Origin of the sequence: Morganella sp. TYF_1 (assembly GCF_043105645.1) — a bacterium.
Taxonomy (GTDB): domain Bacteria; phylum Pseudomonadota; class Gammaproteobacteria; order Enterobacterales; family Enterobacteriaceae; genus Morganella; species Morganella morganii_B.
The window spans coordinates 157352-176896 of record NZ_JBICLU010000026.1 but is presented as its reverse complement, the minus strand read 5'-3'; the positions used below and the strand labels follow the sequence as shown (position 1 = coordinate 176896).

The following is a 19545-nucleotide window of genomic DNA, read 5'->3' as shown; positions in this document are numbered from 1 at the left end:
AAAAAACGTAACGGCCTGAGTTTATTGTGATGTATTACAGCCCCAGTTCATCCCGTAGTTGCACAATCTGTTCGCGCCACTGCTGTTGCAGAGCCGGTTTCTGATGTGCAGGTTTACGCTGTAAATCTGCCGCCAGTTTTTCCTCCAGTGAAATCAGCGCCGCCAGTGAATCTTCTTCATCACAGACAGGGACTGACGGCTCAGGATCTGCCGGTAATGTGCTGTTGACGGAATCGGTATTCAGGGCGCGGATAGCATCATAGACCTGATCCAAATCGTGGTATTCCGTCAGCCGGTTACCATCGATATACCAGAAGCGGTTACAGCTTTTTTCGATCAGTTCCCGGTCGTGACTGACCAGAATCAGACCACCTTCAAACCGGCTGATTTCCTCTGCCAGCGCCCGTTTTCCGTCCATATCCAGGTGGTTGGTCGGCTCATCCAGCATCAGCAGGGAATAATTGGCCAGACTCAGTCCGACAAACAACAACCGTGCCCGTTCTCCGCCGCTCAGCGCAGACACCGTCTGCTGATGACGCAGATACGGGAAACCGGCGCTGATCAGTGCCATTTTCCGTTGCTCATCAATCAGTGACGCGAATGGCTTCAGTGCATCCATCAGCGAATCACTGTCATGCAGTTGCGCCAGTTTCTGATCGTAATACCCCAAATGTACACGGGGATGCAGTACCAGCGGGCTGTCCGGCAGTGTGACTTCCGGTTTCTGAGACTGCGACCAGATCATCCGCAGCAGTGAGGATTTCCCGGTGCCGTTTGCGCCCATCACCGCAATGCGGTCACCGGATTTCACCGATACATTGTCTGTCACATACAGCGGCGGACAATTTTCTGCCGGAACGACAGATAACTGATTAAAGGCACACAGCCGGTCTGCCCGCAGGGCATCCCCGGTCAGTTTCAGTTGCCACTGACTGCCGATCGCCAGCTCAACCTGGTCATCCTGCAACCGGTCTATCTGTTTTTCCATCTGTTTGGCTTTGCGGGAAAGGGCTTCGTTATCATACACTTTTCCCCATATCGCCAGCCGTTTGGCACTTACTGCAATACGGTCGATCTCTTTCTGCTGCGCATTGTGGCGGTGCTCATCACTTTCATCCTGTTGCGCCAGCACTTCCCGTGCCTGTGTGCAGGGCAGACGGAACACCGAAACGTTACCGTCCCGCAGCACCCAGGTGCAGTTGGTGACGTGATCCAGCAGGGCGTTATCGTGAGACACCAGGATAAAGCTGCCGCGCCAGTTTTTCAGGAATTGCTCGAGCCACAAAATGGTCGGCAGATCCAGATGGTTGCTCGGTTCATCCAGCAATAATAAATCCGGCTGGCTGATCAGCGCCCGCGCCAGTAACAGCCGGGTATGCTGACCGCCGCTCAGGGCGGTGACCGGCAATTGCCATTGTACCGGGTCAAACCCCATCTCTGTCAGCAGCATTTCTGCCCGCCACATTTCGGACAGATGCTGTTCCGCCGGTAATTTCTCCAGCACGGCATCCGCCAGTGACAGGGTATTCAGGGATTCCGGCAGATGCTGCTCGATATACGCCATAACGACGCGGTTTGCCGGGGTAATTGTTCCCTCATCCGGCGTCAGCTGACCGGACAACAGTTTCATCAGGGTACTTTTTCCGCAGCCGTTATGCCCGATCAGGCCTATCTTTTCTCCCTGATTCAGGGCGACAGAAATATCGGTTAACAGTGGCGCGTGGCCGGGATGGAATGACAGATTACGGGTTGATAATAATGTGCTCATAGCTTACTCAAATTTCAGGCATAACAATGCCATGGGTCATAAAACGCGATAACCCTGTAAGCTGAGGAAGGATGTTAAATTAAGTAAAGCTTCACTCAGGCAGGATTAACGCACAGCGTTAACAGAAAAGCCTGAGTTCTGACGATTACCAAAGAAATGTGAGAATTCAATCACATAACTTAACACCATAATTAGCCTCCTTATTTATTTTTTGAATTGATGGATGGGGATATCATACCATTTCCCGCGAATAACAGACAACGGCGGAGATTAATTTGCCTTAATCTTCCGGAGTAAAAGGTCATTTTTTGGCGTTTTTCTCTGTGGCATCATGATAAAAACGTCTTTTGTATAACAGGGACGATACCATGCCATTAAAGCGAACCGGATTAAAACTGGATTTTTCACTGCTTAACCAGCCGGAGAAAGATGATAAAAAAACACACTTGCCGACAGATAATTATTTGAAACAGCATATTGATGCCTTATTGATACAGATGAAACAGATGCCGGTTTCATTTATAAAAGAGGCAGAGAATGCGCCGGATTATCCGATGCTTCAACAATGTGGTTATTCCTCCCGACATAACGGATTTCATTTATCTAATGATTGTGGTGATGTATTCATCCGCGCCCGCAGAGAGAAACCTCACTGCGCTGGTGGGTTTGAAGGTGATAAATTTCATTTGAGTGTGCATGAATCACAGATTACACAAGCGGTTACTATGCTGTCAGGAGCGCTGTTTTCAGATAATAATCCCTGTGACAAATGGAAAATAACGGATATTTCACAGGCAGAGCCTGACAGCAGAGTCAAACGCGGAGCCCAGATAACGTTATATGTTCGTCCTGTTGCGGGTGAACATCCTTATAGCGCAGAGCTGCTCAGTGAAATCCGCAGGTTTATCACCGGGCTTGAATACCGTCTGACAGAGGGGGGAATTGTGCCGGGAGAATACCCTTTATCAGATATCCGTCCGCCACACTGGCAATTTACCAGCTACCGTAATGAAATTATCAGCGGGCGGGAGGGCTGTGAGGCGGACCATCAGCGGTTAGCGGAATCCGCATTTTACCGGCTGATGACAGATCGGGATTAATCGGCAGCGGGGCGGAACATATCACAATGCGGAATACCGTCTTCATCATAAACCTCAGAACAGACGGTAAAGCCGCATTTTTTATAGAACGCGGTAAGGTGCGCCTGGGCACTGATATTAATTTGCCGTGTCCCGAAATGCCGGTATACCGCCTGAACGGCGGCATCCATCAGCGGATAGCCCAGTTTTTTTCCGCGGAATTGCGGATTGATCACCACCCGGCCGATAGCTGCCGGTGCCGTGCTGTTTTCCGGCGGCAGAATACGGCAGCAGGCCATAATTTCACCGTCCTGTTCCGCCCAAACGTGCAGTGCAGTGAGATCGGCGCCGTCCGGGTCGAGATAACAGCAGGTCTGTTCAACCACAAATACCGCACTGCGCAGCGCCAGCAGGCGGTAGAGTGTCTGCGGGGGGAGATCGCGCAGGGCGGCTGTCTGCCAGTTAATTTGTGTCATGTGTCCGTCCGTCTGTATTAAAGGAATTATGCACCGTGCATAAAAAATCAATATGTGCATCAGTAATATCATGATTACGGATACCATTCAGCCGGATAATGGTTTTCAGCCCGAAATAGTGCGATAACATTTGCTCTGTCCGCTGACGGCCCATGTCCGTGTCCGCGCCGAACGCCATTCAGGTGGCGGTGTGTGGTAAATTATTACATCACAGGTAACGCCATGTAATACCAGCCGTAAATATCCATATAGCGTTTTGTGGTGTGCGAGGTTTCGTATTTCACGTCCTGAAAACCACGGCGCAGATACAACTCTCTGGCTTTTGTATTTAAGTCAGAAACATACAGTGATAACCGGTTAATGGCCGGGTCCGCCCGTAATTGTGCGGTGATCTCATCGAGAATCTGATTGCCGATCCCGGTGCCACGCAGTGATTCATCCACACACAGATAGGACAGATAAGCCGTGTCCGCTGCCGGAATATGGACAAACATCTGAAAAATCCGGCGGATTTTCAGGAAAGGGATAAAACCCGCTTTGCACAGGATCGCCAGAGAAGAAACCGGTGCCGGGGCATTCTGTGGCGGGCGTTTTACCCCGTAAGTCAGGCCGTACACGGCAACCAGTTTACCGTTACGTTTTACCTGAAAGTGGCGGTCGTACGGATCACTGAGCCCGCGTTGCCAGAACATCGCCAGCACGGCCTGACGCTGTGCGTCCGGCATGTTGCGGATTGTTTTGAATTTGGATGAAAATGCCTGATAAAACAGGCGCGTGGCGGATTCAAGCCCGGCTTCATCCAGGTGTTCAGTGATCAAATTGCCGTTATCAGCAGCAGAGGTACTGTTTTTTATTATGTTTGTCATAATCATCAATACAGAAAATGTGGTATTATAATAGATAGAGTAATCAGTCTAATTTCTATTATCCGGTTTTCCGGGGAGACTTCCTTATGGAAAAATTAACGGAAAAGCAGCAGCGTAAACGCCGTCAGATCCTTGACGCTGCAATGCATTGTTTTATCGAAAAAGGTTTTCATTCCACCTCGACGGCAGAGATTTGTAAAGCCGCCGCGATGAGCCCCGGGAATCTGTTTCATTACTATCCGACTAAATACGCCATCATTGAAGCGATTGCGGAACTGGACGAGGATGATCACAAGGCGATTCTGAGTATGGGTGATGAGCCGGGGTGTGCGGCGGATATCATTGAAAAAATGATAACCGCGCTGATTATGTTATATAGCGAACCGGGCTATACCCGCCTCAGTCTGGAAATTATCACGGAGGCGAGCCGTAATCCGGCGCTGAATACGGCATTTATTGCGAATGAGCAGCGGTTGCACGCAAAATTCTGTGATGTGCTCAAACGCGGGATCACCACCGGAGAGATTGATCCGCAACTGAATGCGTCACAAACCGCATCCTGGCTGCTGGTCATGGCGGACGGGACGCTGGGGCGTGAACTGATGGAGCCGGAATTCAGCCGCGAAGCATTTCTCAGCGGGCTGTGTGTGTTACTGAGAAAGGCACTGAAGCCCTGAATTACGCTTCGCTGACAGTCCGTTGCATCACCGTGACCAGCTCGTCATTGATCACATCGTCATACACAGCCTGCCAGCCCATCCGTGCATACATAGCCTGTTTATCCGGCGTGTAGAGATTCAGTGCTGCCAGGCATCGCTCTTCGGCGGCGGCAAAGACCGTCTGTGTCAGTGCGCTGCCGAGACCTTGTCCGCGGGCAGCGGGCAGCGTGTAAATTTCTCCCGCCCACCAGTCCGCATTTGCCATGCGGCAGGTTTTCAGTTCCCGCCAGATAAGACTGGCTGTTCCCGACAGTGCGCCGTTTTTATCGGTGGCGACAAACAGCATTTCGCCGTTATCACCGTTCATCCGTTTTATCAGACGCGCCAGGATAATTTCCGGTGTCTGCCATTGCGGCAGTTCCTGCCATTCCTGATGTAAAACCTGAGCAATGCTTTCCAGCAGCGGTAAATCACCGGACAGGTCGGTCACAAGGCGGATATTCATGATAATGATGCTCCGGGGTGTTCAATAAGTTCAGCAATTAATGCCAGTACCGGTTGAAACAGCGCCCGGCTCTGTTCAAAGGTGTAATCTGTCCGGCGGATCGCCACTGCATGGCCGTGCAGGGCATCTGCGAGCAGATGTAAAATAGCTGTCTGTCGTGTTTCACTCAGCCCGCAGGGGGCAATAATGCGCAGATAGCGCTGACGAAAACAGCCGGACGGGCCGTCACTGTTCAGTGATAACAGAATATCCAGCAGATCACTGTAAATATAGAGCAGATGCAAATAACTTTCTGCCAGCCGCTGAAGTTCCTGCTGTACCGGAGCCTGCGCCAACGGCTGATAAATTTCATCCACCAGGGCAGTGGCGAGGGCTTCCAGCAATGCCTGTTTATTGCGGAAGTAATAATAAATCGCCATCGGATCAACCTGCAATTGTGCAGCAAGCGCACGGATCGACGGTACTTTTCCCTGTTCCTGTAACAGTTTTCCGGCTTCGGACAGAATATTTTCCGCTGTCAGTTTGCTGCCCCGGTGGGCGGGGCGTCCGCAGGGCGGTAGTCGGGATGATGTCATAGGTTGTCTCTGTCAGCGGAAATGGTGGCGGTATTTGCGGATAAAATCGGTCACGGACATCGGTTTTTTTCCGGTGATTGCCGTGAAATTATCAAAAGTGGTTCCCGCACCCGGGATCCGGAATTCACTGAAGGCGATATAATGATCATAAATACTTTTCATATACGCCGGATCCATCCCCTGTTTTTGCGCAAACTCACGGAATACCTCCGGTGATAATGCCTCATACCGGTAATCAATACCGGTGATTTCGCGGATGATCGCTGCAATTTCGTGATAATTTTTCGCATCATAGCCCAGTCGGTACACCCGGTTACGGTGTTCTGCGGGAGAAGATAAACAAGCTGCTGCGACTTCCGTGACATCCCCACAGGACACCCAACTCAGTGTGGCATCACCGAAATAATCACGCAGTACTCCCGCCGGATGCTGATTATCTCCCTGATAGCCGAGCAGATTCTGCATATAGGATTCCGGGCGCAGATGTGTGTAATCAAATCCTGCCCACTCAATATAGCGTTCAATCAGCTGATGCCACGCCCAGTGCGCGACACGGGTATTATCGTCGCCGCAGGCGCCGAGATGAACAATATGGCGGACACCGGATTTACGCGCCTCATCAATAAAGACTTTGCTCTGTACCAGCATGGCGAGGGTATAGCCGGTCATCATAAAAACCGTATCGACACCGTGCAGCGCCGGTAACAGTGATGCCGGATCATCATAATCGAAATAACGCACCGGCAGGCCGCTGTCGGCAAGCTTTTGCGGGTCACGGGCAGCCAGAATAATATTCATATTTCCGCGTTCGCGCAGACACTGTATTAACAGTGTTCCCACCTGACCGGTTGCTCCGGTGATCAGTACCGTTGGTTTTTCTGCGCTTGTTTGTCCGATCATATTTTTGCCTGCTTTTAATGATTTTTTAATCATGTTTTGTCTTTGCCGGTTGACGTAAACCATATCAGCCCGCTAAGCTGTGTAAACATATTCTACAGTGTAGAATTAGTATAAAGCACAATAATGCACTCACCTGTTAATCCGTCATTAAGGAATCAGCTATGCGTCATAGTATTTATATTGCCACCAGCCTGGACGGCTATATTGCCGATGCACAGGACAAACTGGATTGGCTCTTTGCCGTGCCAAACCCGGAGCAGGACGATATGGGATTTGCTGCTTTTATGCAGCGGATTGATGCTGTGGTGATGGGGCGGAAAACCTTTGAGACGGTCTGTGCGTTTGACGGGGAGTGGCCGTATCACAAACCGGTTTTTGTGCTGTCCCGCACAATGACGGAATTACCGGAAAAACTGGCGGGTAACGCAGTATATCCGGTGCAGGGGGAGATTGGTGCTGTGCTGGCGGATATTCACCGCGCCGGGTATCACAACCTGTATATTGACGGCGGAACGGCAGCACAGCAGTGCCTGGCCGCCGATCTGATTGACGAAATGGTGATCACCACGGTACCGGTATTGCTGGGTGGCGGCACGCCGCTATTTGGCTCGCTGCCGTCACCGCTGCAGTTTGTTCACATCAGTACAGAACGGTATTTTGACTATATGGTGAAAAATACCTGGTACCGTCAGCGGGATCAGGCCGCACACGCCTGATTGCACTGCGGGTGACTCAGTTCAAATACCATTTCCCGTGAATCCGGCCTGAACGGGCCGGACTGGTGGTCGCCGTAAATATGACGAACCATCAGCCCGCTGAATGTCACAGCTTCCGTGATTTCCGCAGCGGAAGGGAACGCAATATCTGATTCAGCGCGGTAAGTCCGGCCATTTTCCCCGATCTGATAAAAGGTCTGATAACGGACAACACCGTTGTGCTCTGATACATCATTCCAGGATATCACGTCACCGAATTTATCACTGCGCTGCACTTCCCGGCTCCGTTCCGGCGTCCATTCCCGCCACTCCTCAGCAGCCGGATTGCGGCTGTCAAACAGCACAATGCCGTCCGGGCTTAAATGGCGCTGTATATTCTGCAAAGCGGCAATACGCTGTTCACGGGACAGAAAAACCTGGAATGCATGACCGGATAAGATAATCAGATCATAAGTCATTTCGGTATCAAGGGTTTCTGCGGATGCCTGCACCCAGCTGACGCGGCTGGTTTTTTCCTGTGCGATAGCCAGCATGGCAGCGGCCGGGTCTGCTCCGGTCAGAATTTTATCCGGGTATTTTTCCGCAATAGCGACCATCAGCGTGCCGGTACCGCAGCCCAGATCCAAAATCCGTCCGGAAGTGACCGCCCGGGTGAGATACATATCAAAATCGGCCCGCCATTCATTATCCATATCATAAAACTGCGCCAGCTCAGGGTCACGGTAAAGCGGGTCATCATATTGTGTGGTCATTAATTATCTGTCCTCGCGCCGGGTCTGCGGGCGCTGAGCAATAAAAACGGCGCATAACGGGCAAAATCGCCGAAGCCACTGCCAAGGTCAAGCACCTGTTTATGCTTCAGACAGGGAAGTAACGCGCGCAGCGCAGGTACTTCCAGAATACCATTCAGACCGGTATCGTTCTGACGCAGAAGGCGATAGTTTTCAAAGAAAACAGGATCATCATAAACATTATTTTTTGCATGACGGAATTCAGACATCGTTTCTCCTTAGCGGTTTCACTCCGACACTAACCTGAAACACTGAGAAATACCTTAAAAACGATGCTGTTCTGATGAAGCGAGACCGGTAAGGTTCCCTGGCATACGTGAAAAAGATAAACTCAGGTTAATTTTTCTGTTATTACCGGGTGTATTGTCTGTTTATGAAAAAAGTCTGTTTTTTTGATCTGCCTTTTATCCGGCAGGATAACAACGCGAAACCGGAACATAATTACCGCCGGATACTGGCGGGTGATAAGGTGTTTTATACATTTGTCTCTCAGTTCAGTGACAAAACGGTGCTGAAAAAACTCCGCGACGGTGACCGGGTCTTTATCGGTGCCCGTCCGCTGGCTGACGGCAGTTACTGGCTGCACTGGCTGGTATCGCCGGAACGCGGCGATCTGGAACCGGTAACCGGAACCGGTAATGTGCGTAACCTGAAAAAACTGGCGCTTGCCCTGGTAATGGTTATTTTTTCTTCCTGGCTGTTCTTCACGCAACTGACGAATGTGATTGCCGGACTGGTGCTGATGCTTGTCTTCGGCGGCGGATTGTGGATGCTGGCATCGTCAGTTCAGGCATTGCTGGTGGCGAACAGCAGAACCATGAAGCATCTTCTGAACGGGCTGGCACAGGTGAAAGCGGGGAACACCGCTATTTGTTCTCAGGCTGAATATCTGCTGCCCGGTACAGAGGAAGGCACGCGGCACCGGCGGCAAGGGGATGACGGACGTTTCAATGAACTGGATTCAGTCCGTCCTGAAGACTACCGTTATGCGGAAAAACTGACACTGACCGGTGTGCAGGGATCGGTTACCGACCTCCGCTCTGTCCGTGATTTTACCGGCAGTGGTAAATCACGGCGTGATTATATTGAGTATTATTTTTTGTGTAATGGTATCCCTTTTACACTGCGTAATTACTACAGCTCAATGACAGAGGACATCAATCCGCTGTTTTTTCGCAGCCATCCGTTTTTCATTGCCGGGGAGGACGCTGTAAACCTGATCGTCAATCAGCAGAAAGGCGTGATTACCGGTCTCTACAATGAACGGGATCACAGTGCTTACCTGAAGCCGGACGGTATGGCGGTATCCTCGCAGCAAGTGAAAATGATGTATAAAGTGTTCACCGGCATTTTTCTGGTGATGATGCTGATGGTGATGATTTTTATATGCCATGATTTGTGGAGTATAAAGGGCATGCCGGATAAATGGGACTGGCTGCATGCGGCAAAATCGCTGGGCGGTATGGCACTGATGTTTCTTATGGTGATCAGCGGCATACTGCTGCTGGTGGAAATGGTGACGCTGCTGGTGAGGAAAAAATCAGCAGGTGCAGCCCGTTTTGTCTTTGTCAGGCAGATGCTGATACAACTCAGGATCCGGAACGGCAAAAATACTGTTGTACAGGAAATTAACTGATGTTTGCCGACGGACGCACCCGGATTACCCTGCTGGCTGTGATATTCATAACGTCACTGATGCTGACGTTTTCAGATTCGTTTTTTTCCGCACCGGACAGAAAACGCACCCGCAGTTATCAGCCGGAAAAACAAACCGTAAAATTATCCTCACTGGTCATCAGCGCTTTTCAGAACGGGGTGATGATAACCGGTGTCAGAGATGCCATACGGGTCGATTTGGAGAGCTGCGACCGGGAAACCCGCACGTGCCGCCACAGTAAAAATGTGGGTTTTGACCCGGCAAAGGATACGGATATACCACTACTGAATCTGACGATTTCTCCGGATAAAAACGTGATCAGCGATTATCTGGAAAAACAGACCTATGAACTGAGACGCAGTGAAGTCTACGGCAGCAGGCCACTGGTGCCGGTAACCTACATAATGACGGAGCAGGACGGGGATTTACGCGTCAGCGCCATGTTTATGGGGCAGGCCGAAAGCCAGGCCTGTGATAAGCAGGGTCAGTGCCTGATCCTGTTTCAGGATTACGGATCGTATAAAAAGTATGTTTTCTATTCCGGGGACGGTGGTCAGAACTGGCGCTGGTTATCGCAGTGGCAGATGCCGGAAGTCGCGGGTGATGCAAAGATTATCGCCGTTACCGCACCGGGCAGCGGACTGATGGTTCAGAACAACACACTGTATCAGACGCGTGATTACGGACAAAACTGGCGTTTGTTATTCAGTATGGATCACCGCAAAAAAAGAACCACTGATCGTTACGGGCACCGGTATGTCAGCCTGAAAAGCATTTACTGGCACTATAACGGTAACGGACAGGTCACGGCATGGATGGCGGATGAAAGAAACGACCCGGAAAATGTTGCCCTGGTCTGCTTTAATACCCGGACACTGAAAACGGAGTCTGATCTGCTTATCCCGGGGGAGATAGGGGTACTGGACAGTACAACCGGCGGTGAATTTTATTTCACACTGACAGAAAAAGCGCGCAGGCGTCAGAGTGTGAATCATCTGAACTGTAACGGCGATTATTCACCGGTACTGGAAACCGGCGGCAGTTATATTTCCGGTTTGTATGCCGGCACTGATTTACTGATAGCTGAGTTACATTCAGACGCCCGGGTATCTGATGATGGCGGGCAGAACTGGAATACCGCAGCGGCACTCACGAAAGCATACGGGGAAACCGTGTTATTTGATAAATGGCATAACCGCCTGTTTTATTTCTCCGGCAGTGGCTACAGCAATCGTCCGAAAGGAAACCGTGACGGTCTGGAGTATGAAACCTCACCGGTGAAGTAAGACTATCCGCCGCTGTTTTTTATAACAGCGGCGGATCTGCTATCAGACGGTATTTTCTGCCGGGGATGCATTCATACTGTGGCGCAGTAAAAACATCACCACCAGAATCACAATGCCGGTTGCCAGCCCGGCGACATTCACGGAATACCAGCCCGCATAATAGAAGGCGAACCCGGCCAGCAGGCTGCCGAGTGCTCCGAAACTGAAGATCAAAAAGTCAGTTGCACCCTGGATTTTTGCCCGCTCATTACCGGTATAAGTGCGCGGGAGCAGGTGTGTGGTGCTGATCAGAATAAAATTCCATGCCAGCCCCAGCGAGGTCATCGCAATGAGAAAATGCGCGTAACTGCTGCCGGTCAGGCTGACTGCATTGCTGATTAACAGGCAAATCACCCCCAGCCAGACAAAGCATTTTACCCCGACCCGGCTGATTAACTGCCCGGTAAAGAAAGAGGGGGCAAACATTCCCAGGATATGACACTGAAATACAAAGGCGATTGCCGGGAATTCAAATCCCTGCGCTTTCATCGCCAGCGGGAATGCGCCGACCATATATACCACCAGCGCATATCCGGCGGCACTGACTACGGCGATCAGAATAAGCAACGGTTGGGAATATAACTGCCGGTATGGCCGGTTTGCCGCAGTATCACTGACCTGAGCGGGAAGCTGTGCTTTCAGCGGTAAGAATGTCAGCAGCACAAAAGCCATCAGATAGAGAGCTGTCAGTGCCCCGAAAGTACCGAGAAACGGATAAGCCGCCACCAGTGTCCGGGTGGACATCGCCAGTGACGGCCCGATCAGCACGGCGATAATCCCGCCGCTCATCACCACACCGATAGCTTTTGCCCGCAGCGCGGCAGGGGCTTCCTCCAGTGCGGCAAAGCGGTATTGCTGGGCGGTACCGATGGCAATACCGGTAAAGAACGTTCCCGCAGAGAACAGCAGCATGTTGTGTGTATAAATACCGGCGATTGCCAGTAATGCACCGGTCAGCCCGCCGATATTACCGAGAATAAACCCGGCGCGGCGACCGAAGCGCATCATAAAGTGAGCCATCGGTACCGAGGCGGAAATCAGGCCGATATATTGTGCCAGCAGCGGGATCGTGGCATGTGCCGGATCCTCCGCCAGTTGTGACCCGATAAGGACGGCAACGGAAAGTACCAGGGCATTCCCGGTGGTAAATAAGGCTAAGGCGGCGGAAAGCCAGTAAACAGAACGCGGCATAATAATTCCTTATTATTCAACAGAAAAAGTGAATAATGACATCAGGCGGAAATCAGTATGCCGGATGATACAACTTCAAGTTAACTTTAAGTCAAGCGGGATTTTTCACCGCTTTGCTTCTGTTTTTTTTCAGACTGACACTCAGGATTTTGCGGAACTTCGGGCACGCCAGATGGTTTTCTGCCGGGCATTGCTCAATATGCAGCAATCCTTGTTTCAGATTTTGCAGCTCGCGGATTTTCTGGTCAATTTCGGTGATTTTTGCCTGAATTGCCGTCCGTTCAATTCCTTTCGACGGCAGTTCGCTGAGCATTACCGCGATTTCATCCAGTGAAAAATGCCCCTGTTTGGCGAGAATGATCAGGGACAGCCGGGTCAGCACCTCTTCATCATAAATACGGGTCAGGCCCTTGCGCCCGGCAGGCGTGATCAGACCTTTGCTTTCATAATAGCGGATAGTGGCGGTTGTCAGGCCGCTCAGCTCTGCGACACGGCCGATATCAATCATTTTCATACGGCATCACGCAGAGATGCCAGGGCGCAGATCTGTTTGCCGTCCGGAGTGAAATTATCCGCTGACAGCCACTGTTGCAGGGCGCGGTTAACTACCGGCCATTCATGGTCAATAATGGAGAACCATTCGGTGTCACGGGTGCGGCCTTTGACCACCCGCGCCTGACGGAAGCAGCCTTCATACTGAAAACCCAGACGCAGTGCCGCATTGCGGGACGGTGTATTGAGGCTGTCACACTTCCATTCATAGCGGCGGTAACCGAGGGTATCAAATACATATTTCATCAGCAGCCAGTGGGCTTCTGTTGACATCACCGTACCGCTGAGCAACGGGGAAAAATGCACGTGACCGACTTCGGTGACGCCGTTTTTCTCATCGGTCCGCATCAGGGAAAACAGACCAACGGCTTTGCCGGTGTGTTTATCCGTAATCGTGAAAAACAGCGGATCCGACGATTGTGCATTTTTTTCGGTGCGGGCGCGGTATTCATTCAGATCAGCCGGGGGCTCATCCGGCAGCCAGGTCCAGAAACGCCCGTCAGGGGCGAGTGAAAATGCCCGGTACAGGTCATCCGCATGGGCCGGGCTCAGCGGATCGATCCGGCAGTGACGACCTTCCGCGCTGATACGGGCAGGGTAAGGGCGGGCAGTCCAGTCCGGAACGATATCACCGACAGTTTGTCCGAATGCATTTATCTGACTCATTTGTTCTCTCTCCGCGCTTTTTTGCTTTTCTGTACTGTAATATGCGGAACGGGATGAGAAAAGAGCCGGTTTTTTAAAATTTCAGAGAACCACTTCAGCTGTACGCGGACAGATGAATACCATTTATGTATTTTAAGTTATCCGGCAGAATAATGTTGATGCGGCAAAGTCGTGCTATTCAGATAAATAAAACACCGGGAATATTCCGGCGTTTTATTCTGTGCTAATCAGATACAGATCATTAAATATGGATATTTGCTGATTATTTTCCGGAATATACTCTGGGGGAGTACATAACCACACCGTGTTCTCCGTTATAATCAGAAAAATAGTGAAAACAGAGGCTGACAGGCAAATTATGGCGGTATTTCGTTATCATAATGTAATATTTCCGTCAATCTGTTAACAGTCCCGGTTCTGATGAAATACAGGTTAACAGTGATGAGTGAAGCAGTAAGAGAAGCACCCGTGCGGCGTAAAAAGAAACTGAACGGCCGGCATTTTTCACAATTTTTTATCTGCTTGTCTGTATTACTTGCTGCCATGTTTTTTTCGTTGTTTTACGGCAGTGTCAATATGGAATTTCATCAGAAGCTGGATACGGTAATCAAAATTATTACCGGGGGCATCAACGGTGATGACCTGCTGCCGTATGAAACCATCATTTATAATATCCGTCTGCCCCGGATTATCCTTGTGGCGATTACCGGTGCATCTCTGTCGCTGGTGGGGATTCTGATGCAGACGATAACCCGCAATGAACTGGCTGACCCGTATATTCTCGGGGTTTCCTCCGGTGCCAGCGCCGGGGCTGTATCAGCCATTGTACTCGGATTATTTGCCTTTATGTCGCCTTATAATGTGTATATCGGGGCATTTGCCGGCGGGTTGATATCCACCGCTATTATTGTCTTATTTAATTTCAAAAAGAGTAATATGACCAATCTGGTGCTGATTGGTATCGGTATTTCCAGTCTGTTTTCTGCTATCACCACCGCCATAATTTATCTGTCCAAGAATGAAAGTCAGGTTAAAAGCGCGATGTTCTGGATGCTGGGCAGTTTCTCCGGTATTAAATGGTCTTATATCCCGCTGCCGCTGGTGGCATTAATTGCAATATTAATTTTTTGTCTGTTATTCAGCAATGTACTTGATACGTTATTGTTAGGTGCGGATGCGTCTGCACAATTAGGTGTGAATGTCGGTGCCATTAAGCTGGCGGTGATTATGTTATCATCCTTTGTGGTGTCTATTATTGTGGCCAACGTTGGTGTGATTGCGTTTATCGGACTTATTATTCCGCATATTGTCCGTAATACCATTTCCGTGAAACATTTTAAGTTATCGCTCTATTCCTGCCTGGTCGGCGGTGCATTTCTGGTGATTATTGATACGATTTCCCGCAGCTGGTTTAAACCGGAGGAGATTCCGGTTGGTATTCTGACCTCACTGATAGGCGCACCATTGTTTGTTTATATCATTATTAAAGCGAACAGGAGCCGGTAACAATGAGTACTGTTGATATTACTGACCTGAATTATAACGGCATACTGAAAGACATTAATCTGTCATTTTCCGGCAAAAGAGTGATCGGTATTGTCGGGCCTAACGGCTCCGGTAAAACAACCTTATTACGGCATATTTACCGGGATATCAAAACACGGGGCACCGTTTTCGTTGATAATACGGATGTGGCTCAGTTCTCCGTCAAATCACTCGCCCGCAATATCTCGGTACTGACGCAGTTTAATGACCAGGTGGAAGGCAAACTGACCATTGAAGAGATCGTGGTGATGGGGCGGATGCCGTATAAAAAACATTACGTGGATTACAGCGACCGGGATTTTGTGATTGCAGATAATTACATGGCGTTATTTGGTTTGCAAAAAATGAAAAATAAAGCGTATCACGCACTGTCCGGTGGTGAAAAACAACGGGTGATGCTGGCGAAATGCTTTTCCCAGGAAACCGATATTATGATCCTGGATGAGCCGACCAACCACCTGGATATCCGCTATAAAGTGGAAGTCATGAAAGCGCTGGCGGCATCAGAATCCACGGTGATTATGACCATTCACGATATTAATTTATCCGCAAAATACTGTCAGCATCTGATCCTGATGCATGACGGACAAATATATGCGCAGGGTACACCGGCGGACGTATTAACCCGGGAGTGTCTGTTTGATGTATTTGGTGTGGAATTTACGGTATTACCGGTCGAAGACCGTGTCGCTATATTTTTATAATCCGGATGAGGGAATGATGAAAAAATTATTATTGAGTACTCTGGTTATCTCCGCATTATTTTCCGTAACAGCCACTGCGGAAAATAAAACAGAACAGGCTTATGTCCCGGTTGAATTCAGTGCAAAGCTGGATGGCAATGAATATCACTTTAAACCGGAAACATCCCCGCAGCGTATTGTTTCTCTCAGTCAGATCACCACCGAAATGCTGCTGGCGCTGAATTTGGGGGACCGTATGGTCGGTACTGCCTTTCTGGAAGAGCCGATTTATCCGCCGGTGAAAGCAGAGTATGACAAAATTCCTGTGCTGGCAGAAAAATGGCCGTCTTATGAAGTCTTTATGTCCGTCAAACCCGATTTCGCCACCGGCTGGGCAAACTCATTCTCGAAACTGGCACTGGAAGCCAATAAAATTGTGCCGGAAGGGGTTGCCGTTTATGTGCCGGAATCCATGACATCACCAAAAGCCGATGTGAATACCTATTTTAACGACATGCTGAAATTTGGTGAGATCTTCGGTGTGCAAGAGACGGCTGAAAAATACGTGGCGGCAGAAAAAGAAAAACTGAATACCGTTATCAGCCAGATTCAGGCGTATCCGGAAAAAACCGCCTTTATTTTTGATTCTCAGGACGGCAAACCCTATACCTTCTTTGATGGTTATACCTCAGAGATGCTGAAACTGATTTCCGTTAAGAATATTTTTGCCGGCAAAAATACCGGAAAAACCTGGGCAGTCGGCAACTGGGAAGATGTGATTATGTCTGATCCGGAAGTGATCATTATTCCTGTTTATAAAGGCTTCCGTAATGATGATGATTATGATCAGAAAGTCGCGTTTATTGAAGCCATGCCGGAAATGCAGGGCGTAAAAGCGGTGAAAAACAGAAATTATATTAAAGTCAATCTATCTGAACTGGTGCCCGGACCACGTTCAATTGATATTTTACCGGTACTGGCAAAAGAAATTCACGAAAAGCCGTAATGTTTACTGAGTTCCGCACCGGGTTTCCGGTGCGGACAGTTAAATAATCAGAACAGATAAATCAGGGTGTAGAAAAATACCAGCGTCAGGACCACAGTCAGCAGGGTATTTTTAATCAGCCGTGCGGCGATAATACAGAACAGCGTACCCCATAAATACGGGTTATCACTGATATCACGGAACTGCTGTTCCTCTAATAATACAATCGGCGCGCAAATAGCCACCAGCAGACAGGGGGCGGAATAGGTCAGTGCCTGCTGAATAAAGACCGGCAGCCGCAGCGGTAATCCCGGGATCAGAAAAATAAAGCGCAGCGAAAACAGCATCAGTGTCAGTGCGAGTATTAATCCCCAGCTCATTTTACATCCCCCCATTTACGTCCCAGAAGAACCGCCAGCAGCATAGCGCTGACCCCGGCAATCACCGCACTGCCCTGAATTCCGGCGCGGGTCAGCATAATCGTGACCACAAAGGAGAACAGGGCCCCTGCGAGTGCACTTTTTGATTTGATCAGCGGCACCACAATCGCCAGCAGTGTCGCCACCACCGAAAAGTCGAGCCGGAGCTGACTCAGGTCGCTGATGCTGTGGGCCAGCACAATGCCGAGAATACTGACCAGCACCCAGACCAGATAAAAACTCAGTCCGGCACCGAACAGATAAGCAAAACTCAGGCGCTGCCGCCCGGCGACACTGACAGCAAACAGTTCATCCGTCAGCAGAAAGCCGATACCGGCCCGTTGCAGCGGGGAAAAAGAACGCACATGCGGGCGCAGCGTCAGCCCGTACAGCAGATGTTGTGAGGTGATAAAAAAGACGGACACAATAATGGTGATCACCCCGGCACCGCTGTTAAGCAGGCCGAGCGTCACCAACTGAGCGGCACCGGCAAAGACCATGGCGGACATCGCGACACTTTGTGCAAAGGTCAGGCCGCTGTCCACTGCCATCGATCCGGCAAGGATCGCCCACGGCACCACGGCCAGGTTGAGCGGGGTCATATGCAGTGCGCCGGTAAAAAAATCTTTCAGCGGAGAGGCGGGTAAATCTGTGGTTGTTGTCATTGTTATCATCCGTACAGCGTAAAACAGTCCGGATACTCTGCCATGACCCGGCAGCAGGAAGATTGTACAAAATTGTTCAGCGATATCAGCGGCGCTGCATAAATTTGCCCGGAGAAACACCCATTGCCCGTTTAAAATGGCGGGTAAAGTGGCTTTGATCGGTAAACCCGCACTGTAAAGAGACATCCGCCGGGCGACCGCCGTTTTGCAACAGCTGACGCGCTTTGCGCAGACGCGCCTGAATCAGCCAGGCGTGGGGCGGCATGCCGTAACGCAGACGGAACTGTCGCAGAAAATACCACGGGCTGAGATTCGCCATTGCAGCCAGTTCATCCAGGGAATAATCGGTTTCCGGATGGCTGTTCATCATCTCAGCAATATGCTGCAGGCGCTGACCGGCCGGGGTGATCTCCGCCGGGCGAAAGCCTTTTTTATTGTGACGGGTGATAAGCCACGCCAGCGTTGAGAGTAACAGTGAGCCTTTCAGCAGCCGGTTATCCGGCTTCAGCAACACATCAAACAGCAGGCGTAATTGTGCGGCAAGGCCGGGGTCATGCACCACTGCGTGGGAAAACCAGGGGACAAAGCCCTGATCGGCTGATTTGAGATCCTGCATCAGCGTGTTCAGCATCTCTGGTGTCGGATAAATCGCGCGGTAGGCCCAGCCGGTTTCCAGAGCCGAGGAGCCGGTGTGGATTTCATCGGAATTCACCAGAATGATATCGCCGGTCGGGGCATAATGGTTACTGCCGGTACGAAAAAATTGCTGAACACCGTCGTCAATCACACCAATACAAAAGCCTTCGTGCGTATGGCGGCTGAATTTTTGCTGATAATAACGCGCAGAGATCATCCCCAGACCATAAAAATCGTCCAGATGAAAATAGTCCGCCTGTTCGCGGGCGTGTTCGTCACTCTGCATGGTGTGTCCTGCGCTGTCTTTACGGTAACCGGTCATTATCGCACTGCGTTACATCTTGTCTTGTACAAAATTGCGCAGCCGCACGATATCAGTTTGTCAGTTTCATCAGCTGATCAGTTTCCGCGCCACCAGGTCTTTCACAATCAGTGCCGCGACCAGAGAACAGCGGGGCAGATCACGGCTGTCCAGCCAGTCCAGTTCCGCAATTTCCGCAGCCGGTTGCAGTACGCCGGTAAATTCCGCCTGATAGCAGCGGATACGCACCTGTGTGCCGTCCTGTTTACCGTCCGCCTGACCGGTGAATTCCCCGTAAAACGTGATGGTGTCCGGTGTCAGTGTCACCGTCAGTTCTTCGTCAATTTCGCGGCACAGTGCCTGTTCGTCAGTTTCACCGGCTTCACGTTTGCCGCCCGGCGCGTAGAACAGGGTTTTGTTATGAGAGCGGACCATGGCTACTTTGCCGTCTTTCAGCGTGATCAGTGCCAGTTTATCGATCATTTTTGCCGTCATTATCGTTCCTTTATCACAGTAATGGTTAATGATTTCATCATAATCGTTTTCTGTGATAAAAATCATCAGCTCTGCTCTGTTACCACATAA

Annotated in this window: 24 protein-coding genes; 8 read left to right on the top strand and 16 right to left on the bottom strand. The window is 50.3% G+C overall.

The features are described 5' to 3' along the window. Positions 1-34: 34 nt before the first annotated feature. Entirely contained in the window at positions 35-1768 is a 1734-nt protein-coding gene (locus ACF8OF_RS14125; protein ID WP_392497006.1) for an ABC-F family ATP-binding cassette domain-containing protein, read from the bottom strand. Positions 1769-2136: 368 nt separating this feature from the next. Between ACF8OF_RS14125 and ACF8OF_RS14120 the strand changes: the two genes are divergently transcribed. Further along, on the top strand, positions 2137-2868 hold the full coding sequence (locus ACF8OF_RS14120; protein WP_262861961.1) for a virulence protein: 732 nt from the start codon (positions 2137-2139) through the stop codon (positions 2866-2868). On the opposite strand, the gene ACF8OF_RS14115 is transcribed toward ACF8OF_RS14120, so the two are convergent. From ACF8OF_RS14115 to ACF8OF_RS14105, 3 genes are read right to left on the bottom strand one after another with little or no spacing between them, the layout of a single operon-like run. Next, positions 2865-3323 (bottom strand): GNAT family N-acetyltransferase, encoded by a 459-nt coding sequence (locus tag ACF8OF_RS14115; RefSeq protein ID WP_279797905.1) that lies wholly within the window; start codon positions 3321-3323, stop codon positions 2865-2867. The two genes, ACF8OF_RS14120 and ACF8OF_RS14115, sit on opposite strands and share 4 nt — an antisense overlap. Further along, a complete protein-coding gene (locus ACF8OF_RS14110) occupies positions 3310-3477 on the bottom strand; it encodes an agmatine deiminase family protein (RefSeq protein WP_392497005.1) in 168 nt (55 codons plus the stop codon). Before ACF8OF_RS14110 ends, ACF8OF_RS14115 begins: the two co-directional genes overlap by 14 nt. A gap of 49 nt (positions 3478-3526) precedes the next feature. After that, complete coding sequence (locus ACF8OF_RS14105) at positions 3527-4189, bottom strand: GNAT family N-acetyltransferase (RefSeq protein ID WP_392497004.1); 663 nt, start codon at positions 4187-4189, stop codon at positions 3527-3529. Positions 4190-4275: 86 nt separating this feature from the next. On the opposite strand from ACF8OF_RS14105, the gene ACF8OF_RS14100 reads away from it, so the two are divergent. Beyond that, a complete protein-coding gene (locus ACF8OF_RS14100; RefSeq protein ID WP_392497003.1) occupies positions 4276-4866 on the top strand; it encodes a TetR/AcrR family transcriptional regulator in 591 nt (196 codons plus the stop codon). Position 4867: 1 nt separating this feature from the next. Here ACF8OF_RS14100 and ACF8OF_RS14095 read toward each other — a convergent pair whose 3' ends face one another. The 3 genes from ACF8OF_RS14095 to ACF8OF_RS14085 are packed head-to-tail and all read right to left on the bottom strand — an operon-like array spanning position 4868 to position 6828. Next, a complete protein-coding gene (locus ACF8OF_RS14095; RefSeq protein ID WP_392497002.1) occupies positions 4868-5353 on the bottom strand; it encodes a GNAT family N-acetyltransferase in 486 nt (161 codons plus the stop codon). Next, positions 5350-5928, bottom strand: coding sequence for a TetR/AcrR family transcriptional regulator (locus ACF8OF_RS14090; RefSeq protein ID WP_392497001.1), 579 nt, complete (start codon positions 5926-5928; stop codon positions 5350-5352). The genes ACF8OF_RS14095 and ACF8OF_RS14090 overlap by 4 nt, the downstream gene beginning before the upstream one ends. A 12-nt stretch (positions 5929-5940) precedes the next feature. Continuing rightward, on the bottom strand, positions 5941-6828 hold the full coding sequence (locus ACF8OF_RS14085; RefSeq protein ID WP_392497000.1) for an NmrA family NAD(P)-binding protein: 888 nt from the start codon (positions 6826-6828) through the stop codon (positions 5941-5943). A gap of 161 nt (positions 6829-6989) precedes the next feature. Here ACF8OF_RS14085 and ACF8OF_RS14080 point away from each other — a divergent pair, with 161 nt between their 5' ends. After that, positions 6990-7544, top strand: a complete 555-nt coding sequence (locus ACF8OF_RS14080) for a dihydrofolate reductase family protein (protein ID WP_392496999.1) — start codon at positions 6990-6992, stop codon at positions 7542-7544. Here the strand turns inward: ACF8OF_RS14080 and ACF8OF_RS14075 are convergent. Both ACF8OF_RS14075 and ACF8OF_RS14070 read right to left on the bottom strand, forming a co-directional pair. Then, positions 7526-8296 (bottom strand): class I SAM-dependent methyltransferase, encoded by a 771-nt coding sequence (locus ACF8OF_RS14075; RefSeq protein ID WP_392496998.1) that lies wholly within the window; start codon positions 8294-8296, stop codon positions 7526-7528. The two genes, ACF8OF_RS14080 and ACF8OF_RS14075, sit on opposite strands and share 19 nt — an antisense overlap. After that, positions 8296-8544 (bottom strand): hypothetical protein, encoded by a 249-nt coding sequence (locus ACF8OF_RS14070; RefSeq protein WP_279797914.1) that lies wholly within the window; start codon positions 8542-8544, stop codon positions 8296-8298. The genes ACF8OF_RS14075 and ACF8OF_RS14070 overlap by 1 nt, the downstream gene beginning before the upstream one ends. Before the next feature lie 164 nt (positions 8545-8708). Here ACF8OF_RS14070 and ACF8OF_RS14065 point away from each other — a divergent pair, with 164 nt between their 5' ends. Together ACF8OF_RS14065 and ACF8OF_RS14060 are read left to right on the top strand one after the other, a co-directional pair. Continuing rightward, positions 8709-9971, top strand: coding sequence for a hypothetical protein (locus tag ACF8OF_RS14065; protein WP_392496997.1), 1263 nt, complete (start codon positions 8709-8711; stop codon positions 9969-9971). Continuing rightward, on the top strand, positions 9971-11278 hold the full coding sequence (locus tag ACF8OF_RS14060) for a hypothetical protein (RefSeq protein WP_392496996.1): 1308 nt from the start codon (positions 9971-9973) through the stop codon (positions 11276-11278). Before ACF8OF_RS14065 ends, ACF8OF_RS14060 begins: the two co-directional genes overlap by 1 nt. A 42-nt stretch (positions 11279-11320) precedes the next feature. Here the strand turns inward: ACF8OF_RS14060 and ACF8OF_RS14055 are convergent, their stop codons facing one another. From ACF8OF_RS14055 to ACF8OF_RS14045, 3 genes are all read right to left on the bottom strand, one after another. Then, the gene (locus tag ACF8OF_RS14055; protein WP_392496995.1) at positions 11321-12508 is read right to left on the bottom strand and encodes an MFS transporter; all 1188 of its coding nucleotides are present in this window, start codon (positions 12506-12508) and stop codon (positions 11321-11323) included. 91 nt (positions 12509-12599) lie between these two features. Continuing rightward, entirely contained in the window at positions 12600-13022 is a 423-nt protein-coding gene (locus tag ACF8OF_RS14050) for a MerR family transcriptional regulator (protein ID WP_262860565.1), read from the bottom strand. Further along, entirely contained in the window at positions 13019-13726 is a 708-nt protein-coding gene (locus ACF8OF_RS14045) for a GNAT family N-acetyltransferase (protein WP_392496994.1), read from the bottom strand. Before ACF8OF_RS14045 ends, ACF8OF_RS14050 begins: the two co-directional genes overlap by 4 nt. Before the next feature lie 420 nt (positions 13727-14146). Between ACF8OF_RS14045 and ACF8OF_RS14040 the strand changes: the two genes are divergently transcribed. The 3 genes from ACF8OF_RS14040 to ACF8OF_RS14030 are packed head-to-tail and all read left to right on the top strand — an operon-like array spanning position 14147 to position 16960. Further along, a complete protein-coding gene (locus tag ACF8OF_RS14040; RefSeq protein ID WP_392496993.1) occupies positions 14147-15232 on the top strand; it encodes a FecCD family ABC transporter permease in 1086 nt (361 codons plus the stop codon). A 2-nt stretch (positions 15233-15234) separates the two neighbouring features. After that, positions 15235-15975: an ABC transporter ATP-binding protein gene (locus ACF8OF_RS14035; RefSeq protein WP_392496992.1), complete on the top strand. Its 741-nt coding sequence runs from the start codon at positions 15235-15237 to the stop codon at positions 15973-15975. 13 nt (positions 15976-15988) lie between these two features. Further along, positions 15989-16960, top strand: a complete 972-nt coding sequence (locus tag ACF8OF_RS14030; RefSeq protein WP_392496991.1) for an ABC transporter substrate-binding protein — start codon at positions 15989-15991, stop codon at positions 16958-16960. Between the two features lie 47 nt (positions 16961-17007). On the opposite strand, the gene ACF8OF_RS14025 is transcribed toward ACF8OF_RS14030, so the two are convergent. The 4 genes from ACF8OF_RS14025 to ACF8OF_RS14010 form a co-directional block, all read right to left on the bottom strand. Further along, the gene (locus tag ACF8OF_RS14025) at positions 17008-17319 is read right to left on the bottom strand and encodes an AzlD domain-containing protein (RefSeq protein WP_024473104.1); all 312 of its coding nucleotides are present in this window, start codon (positions 17317-17319) and stop codon (positions 17008-17010) included. Continuing rightward, entirely contained in the window at positions 17316-18023 is a 708-nt protein-coding gene (locus tag ACF8OF_RS14020; RefSeq protein ID WP_279797923.1) for an AzlC family ABC transporter permease, read from the bottom strand. The genes ACF8OF_RS14025 and ACF8OF_RS14020 overlap by 4 nt, the downstream gene beginning before the upstream one ends. A gap of 85 nt (positions 18024-18108) precedes the next feature. Then, entirely contained in the window at positions 18109-18945 is an 837-nt protein-coding gene (locus ACF8OF_RS14015; RefSeq protein WP_279798008.1) for an AraC family transcriptional regulator, read from the bottom strand. 105 nt (positions 18946-19050) lie between these two features. Further along, the gene (locus tag ACF8OF_RS14010) at positions 19051-19455 is read right to left on the bottom strand and encodes an NUDIX domain-containing protein (protein WP_392496990.1); all 405 of its coding nucleotides are present in this window, start codon (positions 19453-19455) and stop codon (positions 19051-19053) included. Between the last annotated feature and the right edge of the window lie 90 nt (positions 19456-19545).

Excerpts from the sequence above, each read along its gene's own strand:
- ACF8OF_RS14125 (WP_392497006.1), bottom strand. The coding sequence starts at position 1,768 with ATGAGCACATTATTATCAACCCGTAATCTGTCATTCCATCCCGGCCAC.
- ACF8OF_RS14120 (WP_262861961.1), top strand. The coding sequence starts at position 2,137 with ATGCCATTAAAGCGAACCGGATTAAAACTGGATTTTTCACTGCTTAAC.
- ACF8OF_RS14115 (WP_279797905.1), bottom strand. The coding sequence starts at position 3,323 with ATGACACAAATTAACTGGCAGACAGCCGCCCTGCGCGATCTCCCCCCG.
- ACF8OF_RS14110 (WP_392497005.1), bottom strand. The coding sequence starts at position 3,477 with ATGGGCCGTCAGCGGACAGAGCAAATGTTATCGCACTATTTCGGGCTG.
- ACF8OF_RS14105 (WP_392497004.1), bottom strand. The coding sequence starts at position 4,189 with ATGACAAACATAATAAAAAACAGTACCTCTGCTGCTGATAACGGCAAT.
- ACF8OF_RS14100 (WP_392497003.1), top strand. The coding sequence starts at position 4,276 with ATGGAAAAATTAACGGAAAAGCAGCAGCGTAAACGCCGTCAGATCCTT.
- ACF8OF_RS14095 (WP_392497002.1), bottom strand. The coding sequence starts at position 5,353 with ATGAATATCCGCCTTGTGACCGACCTGTCCGGTGATTTACCGCTGCTG.
- ACF8OF_RS14090 (WP_392497001.1), bottom strand. The coding sequence starts at position 5,928 with ATGACATCATCCCGACTACCGCCCTGCGGACGCCCCGCCCACCGGGGC.
- ACF8OF_RS14085 (WP_392497000.1), bottom strand. The coding sequence starts at position 6,828 with ATGATCGGACAAACAAGCGCAGAAAAACCAACGGTACTGATCACCGGA.
- ACF8OF_RS14080 (WP_392496999.1), top strand. The coding sequence starts at position 6,990 with ATGCGTCATAGTATTTATATTGCCACCAGCCTGGACGGCTATATTGCC.
- ACF8OF_RS14075 (WP_392496998.1), bottom strand. The coding sequence starts at position 8,296 with ATGACCACACAATATGATGACCCGCTTTACCGTGACCCTGAGCTGGCG.
- ACF8OF_RS14070 (WP_279797914.1), bottom strand. The coding sequence starts at position 8,544 with ATGTCTGAATTCCGTCATGCAAAAAATAATGTTTATGATGATCCTGTT.
- ACF8OF_RS14065 (WP_392496997.1), top strand. The coding sequence starts at position 8,709 with ATGAAAAAAGTCTGTTTTTTTGATCTGCCTTTTATCCGGCAGGATAAC.
- ACF8OF_RS14060 (WP_392496996.1), top strand. The coding sequence starts at position 9,971 with ATGTTTGCCGACGGACGCACCCGGATTACCCTGCTGGCTGTGATATTC.
- ACF8OF_RS14055 (WP_392496995.1), bottom strand. The coding sequence starts at position 12,508 with ATGCCGCGTTCTGTTTACTGGCTTTCCGCCGCCTTAGCCTTATTTACC.
- ACF8OF_RS14050 (WP_262860565.1), bottom strand. The coding sequence starts at position 13,022 with ATGAAAATGATTGATATCGGCCGTGTCGCAGAGCTGAGCGGCCTGACA.
- ACF8OF_RS14045 (WP_392496994.1), bottom strand. The coding sequence starts at position 13,726 with ATGAGTCAGATAAATGCATTCGGACAAACTGTCGGTGATATCGTTCCG.
- ACF8OF_RS14040 (WP_392496993.1), top strand. The coding sequence starts at position 14,147 with ATGAAATACAGGTTAACAGTGATGAGTGAAGCAGTAAGAGAAGCACCC.
- ACF8OF_RS14035 (WP_392496992.1), top strand. The coding sequence starts at position 15,235 with ATGAGTACTGTTGATATTACTGACCTGAATTATAACGGCATACTGAAA.
- ACF8OF_RS14030 (WP_392496991.1), top strand. The coding sequence starts at position 15,989 with ATGATGAAAAAATTATTATTGAGTACTCTGGTTATCTCCGCATTATTT.
- ACF8OF_RS14025 (WP_024473104.1), bottom strand. The coding sequence starts at position 17,319 with ATGAGCTGGGGATTAATACTCGCACTGACACTGATGCTGTTTTCGCTG.
- ACF8OF_RS14020 (WP_279797923.1), bottom strand. The coding sequence starts at position 18,023 with ATGACAACAACCACAGATTTACCCGCCTCTCCGCTGAAAGATTTTTTT.
- ACF8OF_RS14015 (WP_279798008.1), bottom strand. The coding sequence starts at position 18,945 with ATGCAGAGTGACGAACACGCCCGCGAACAGGCGGACTATTTTCATCTG.
- ACF8OF_RS14010 (WP_392496990.1), bottom strand. The coding sequence starts at position 19,455 with ATGACGGCAAAAATGATCGATAAACTGGCACTGATCACGCTGAAAGAC.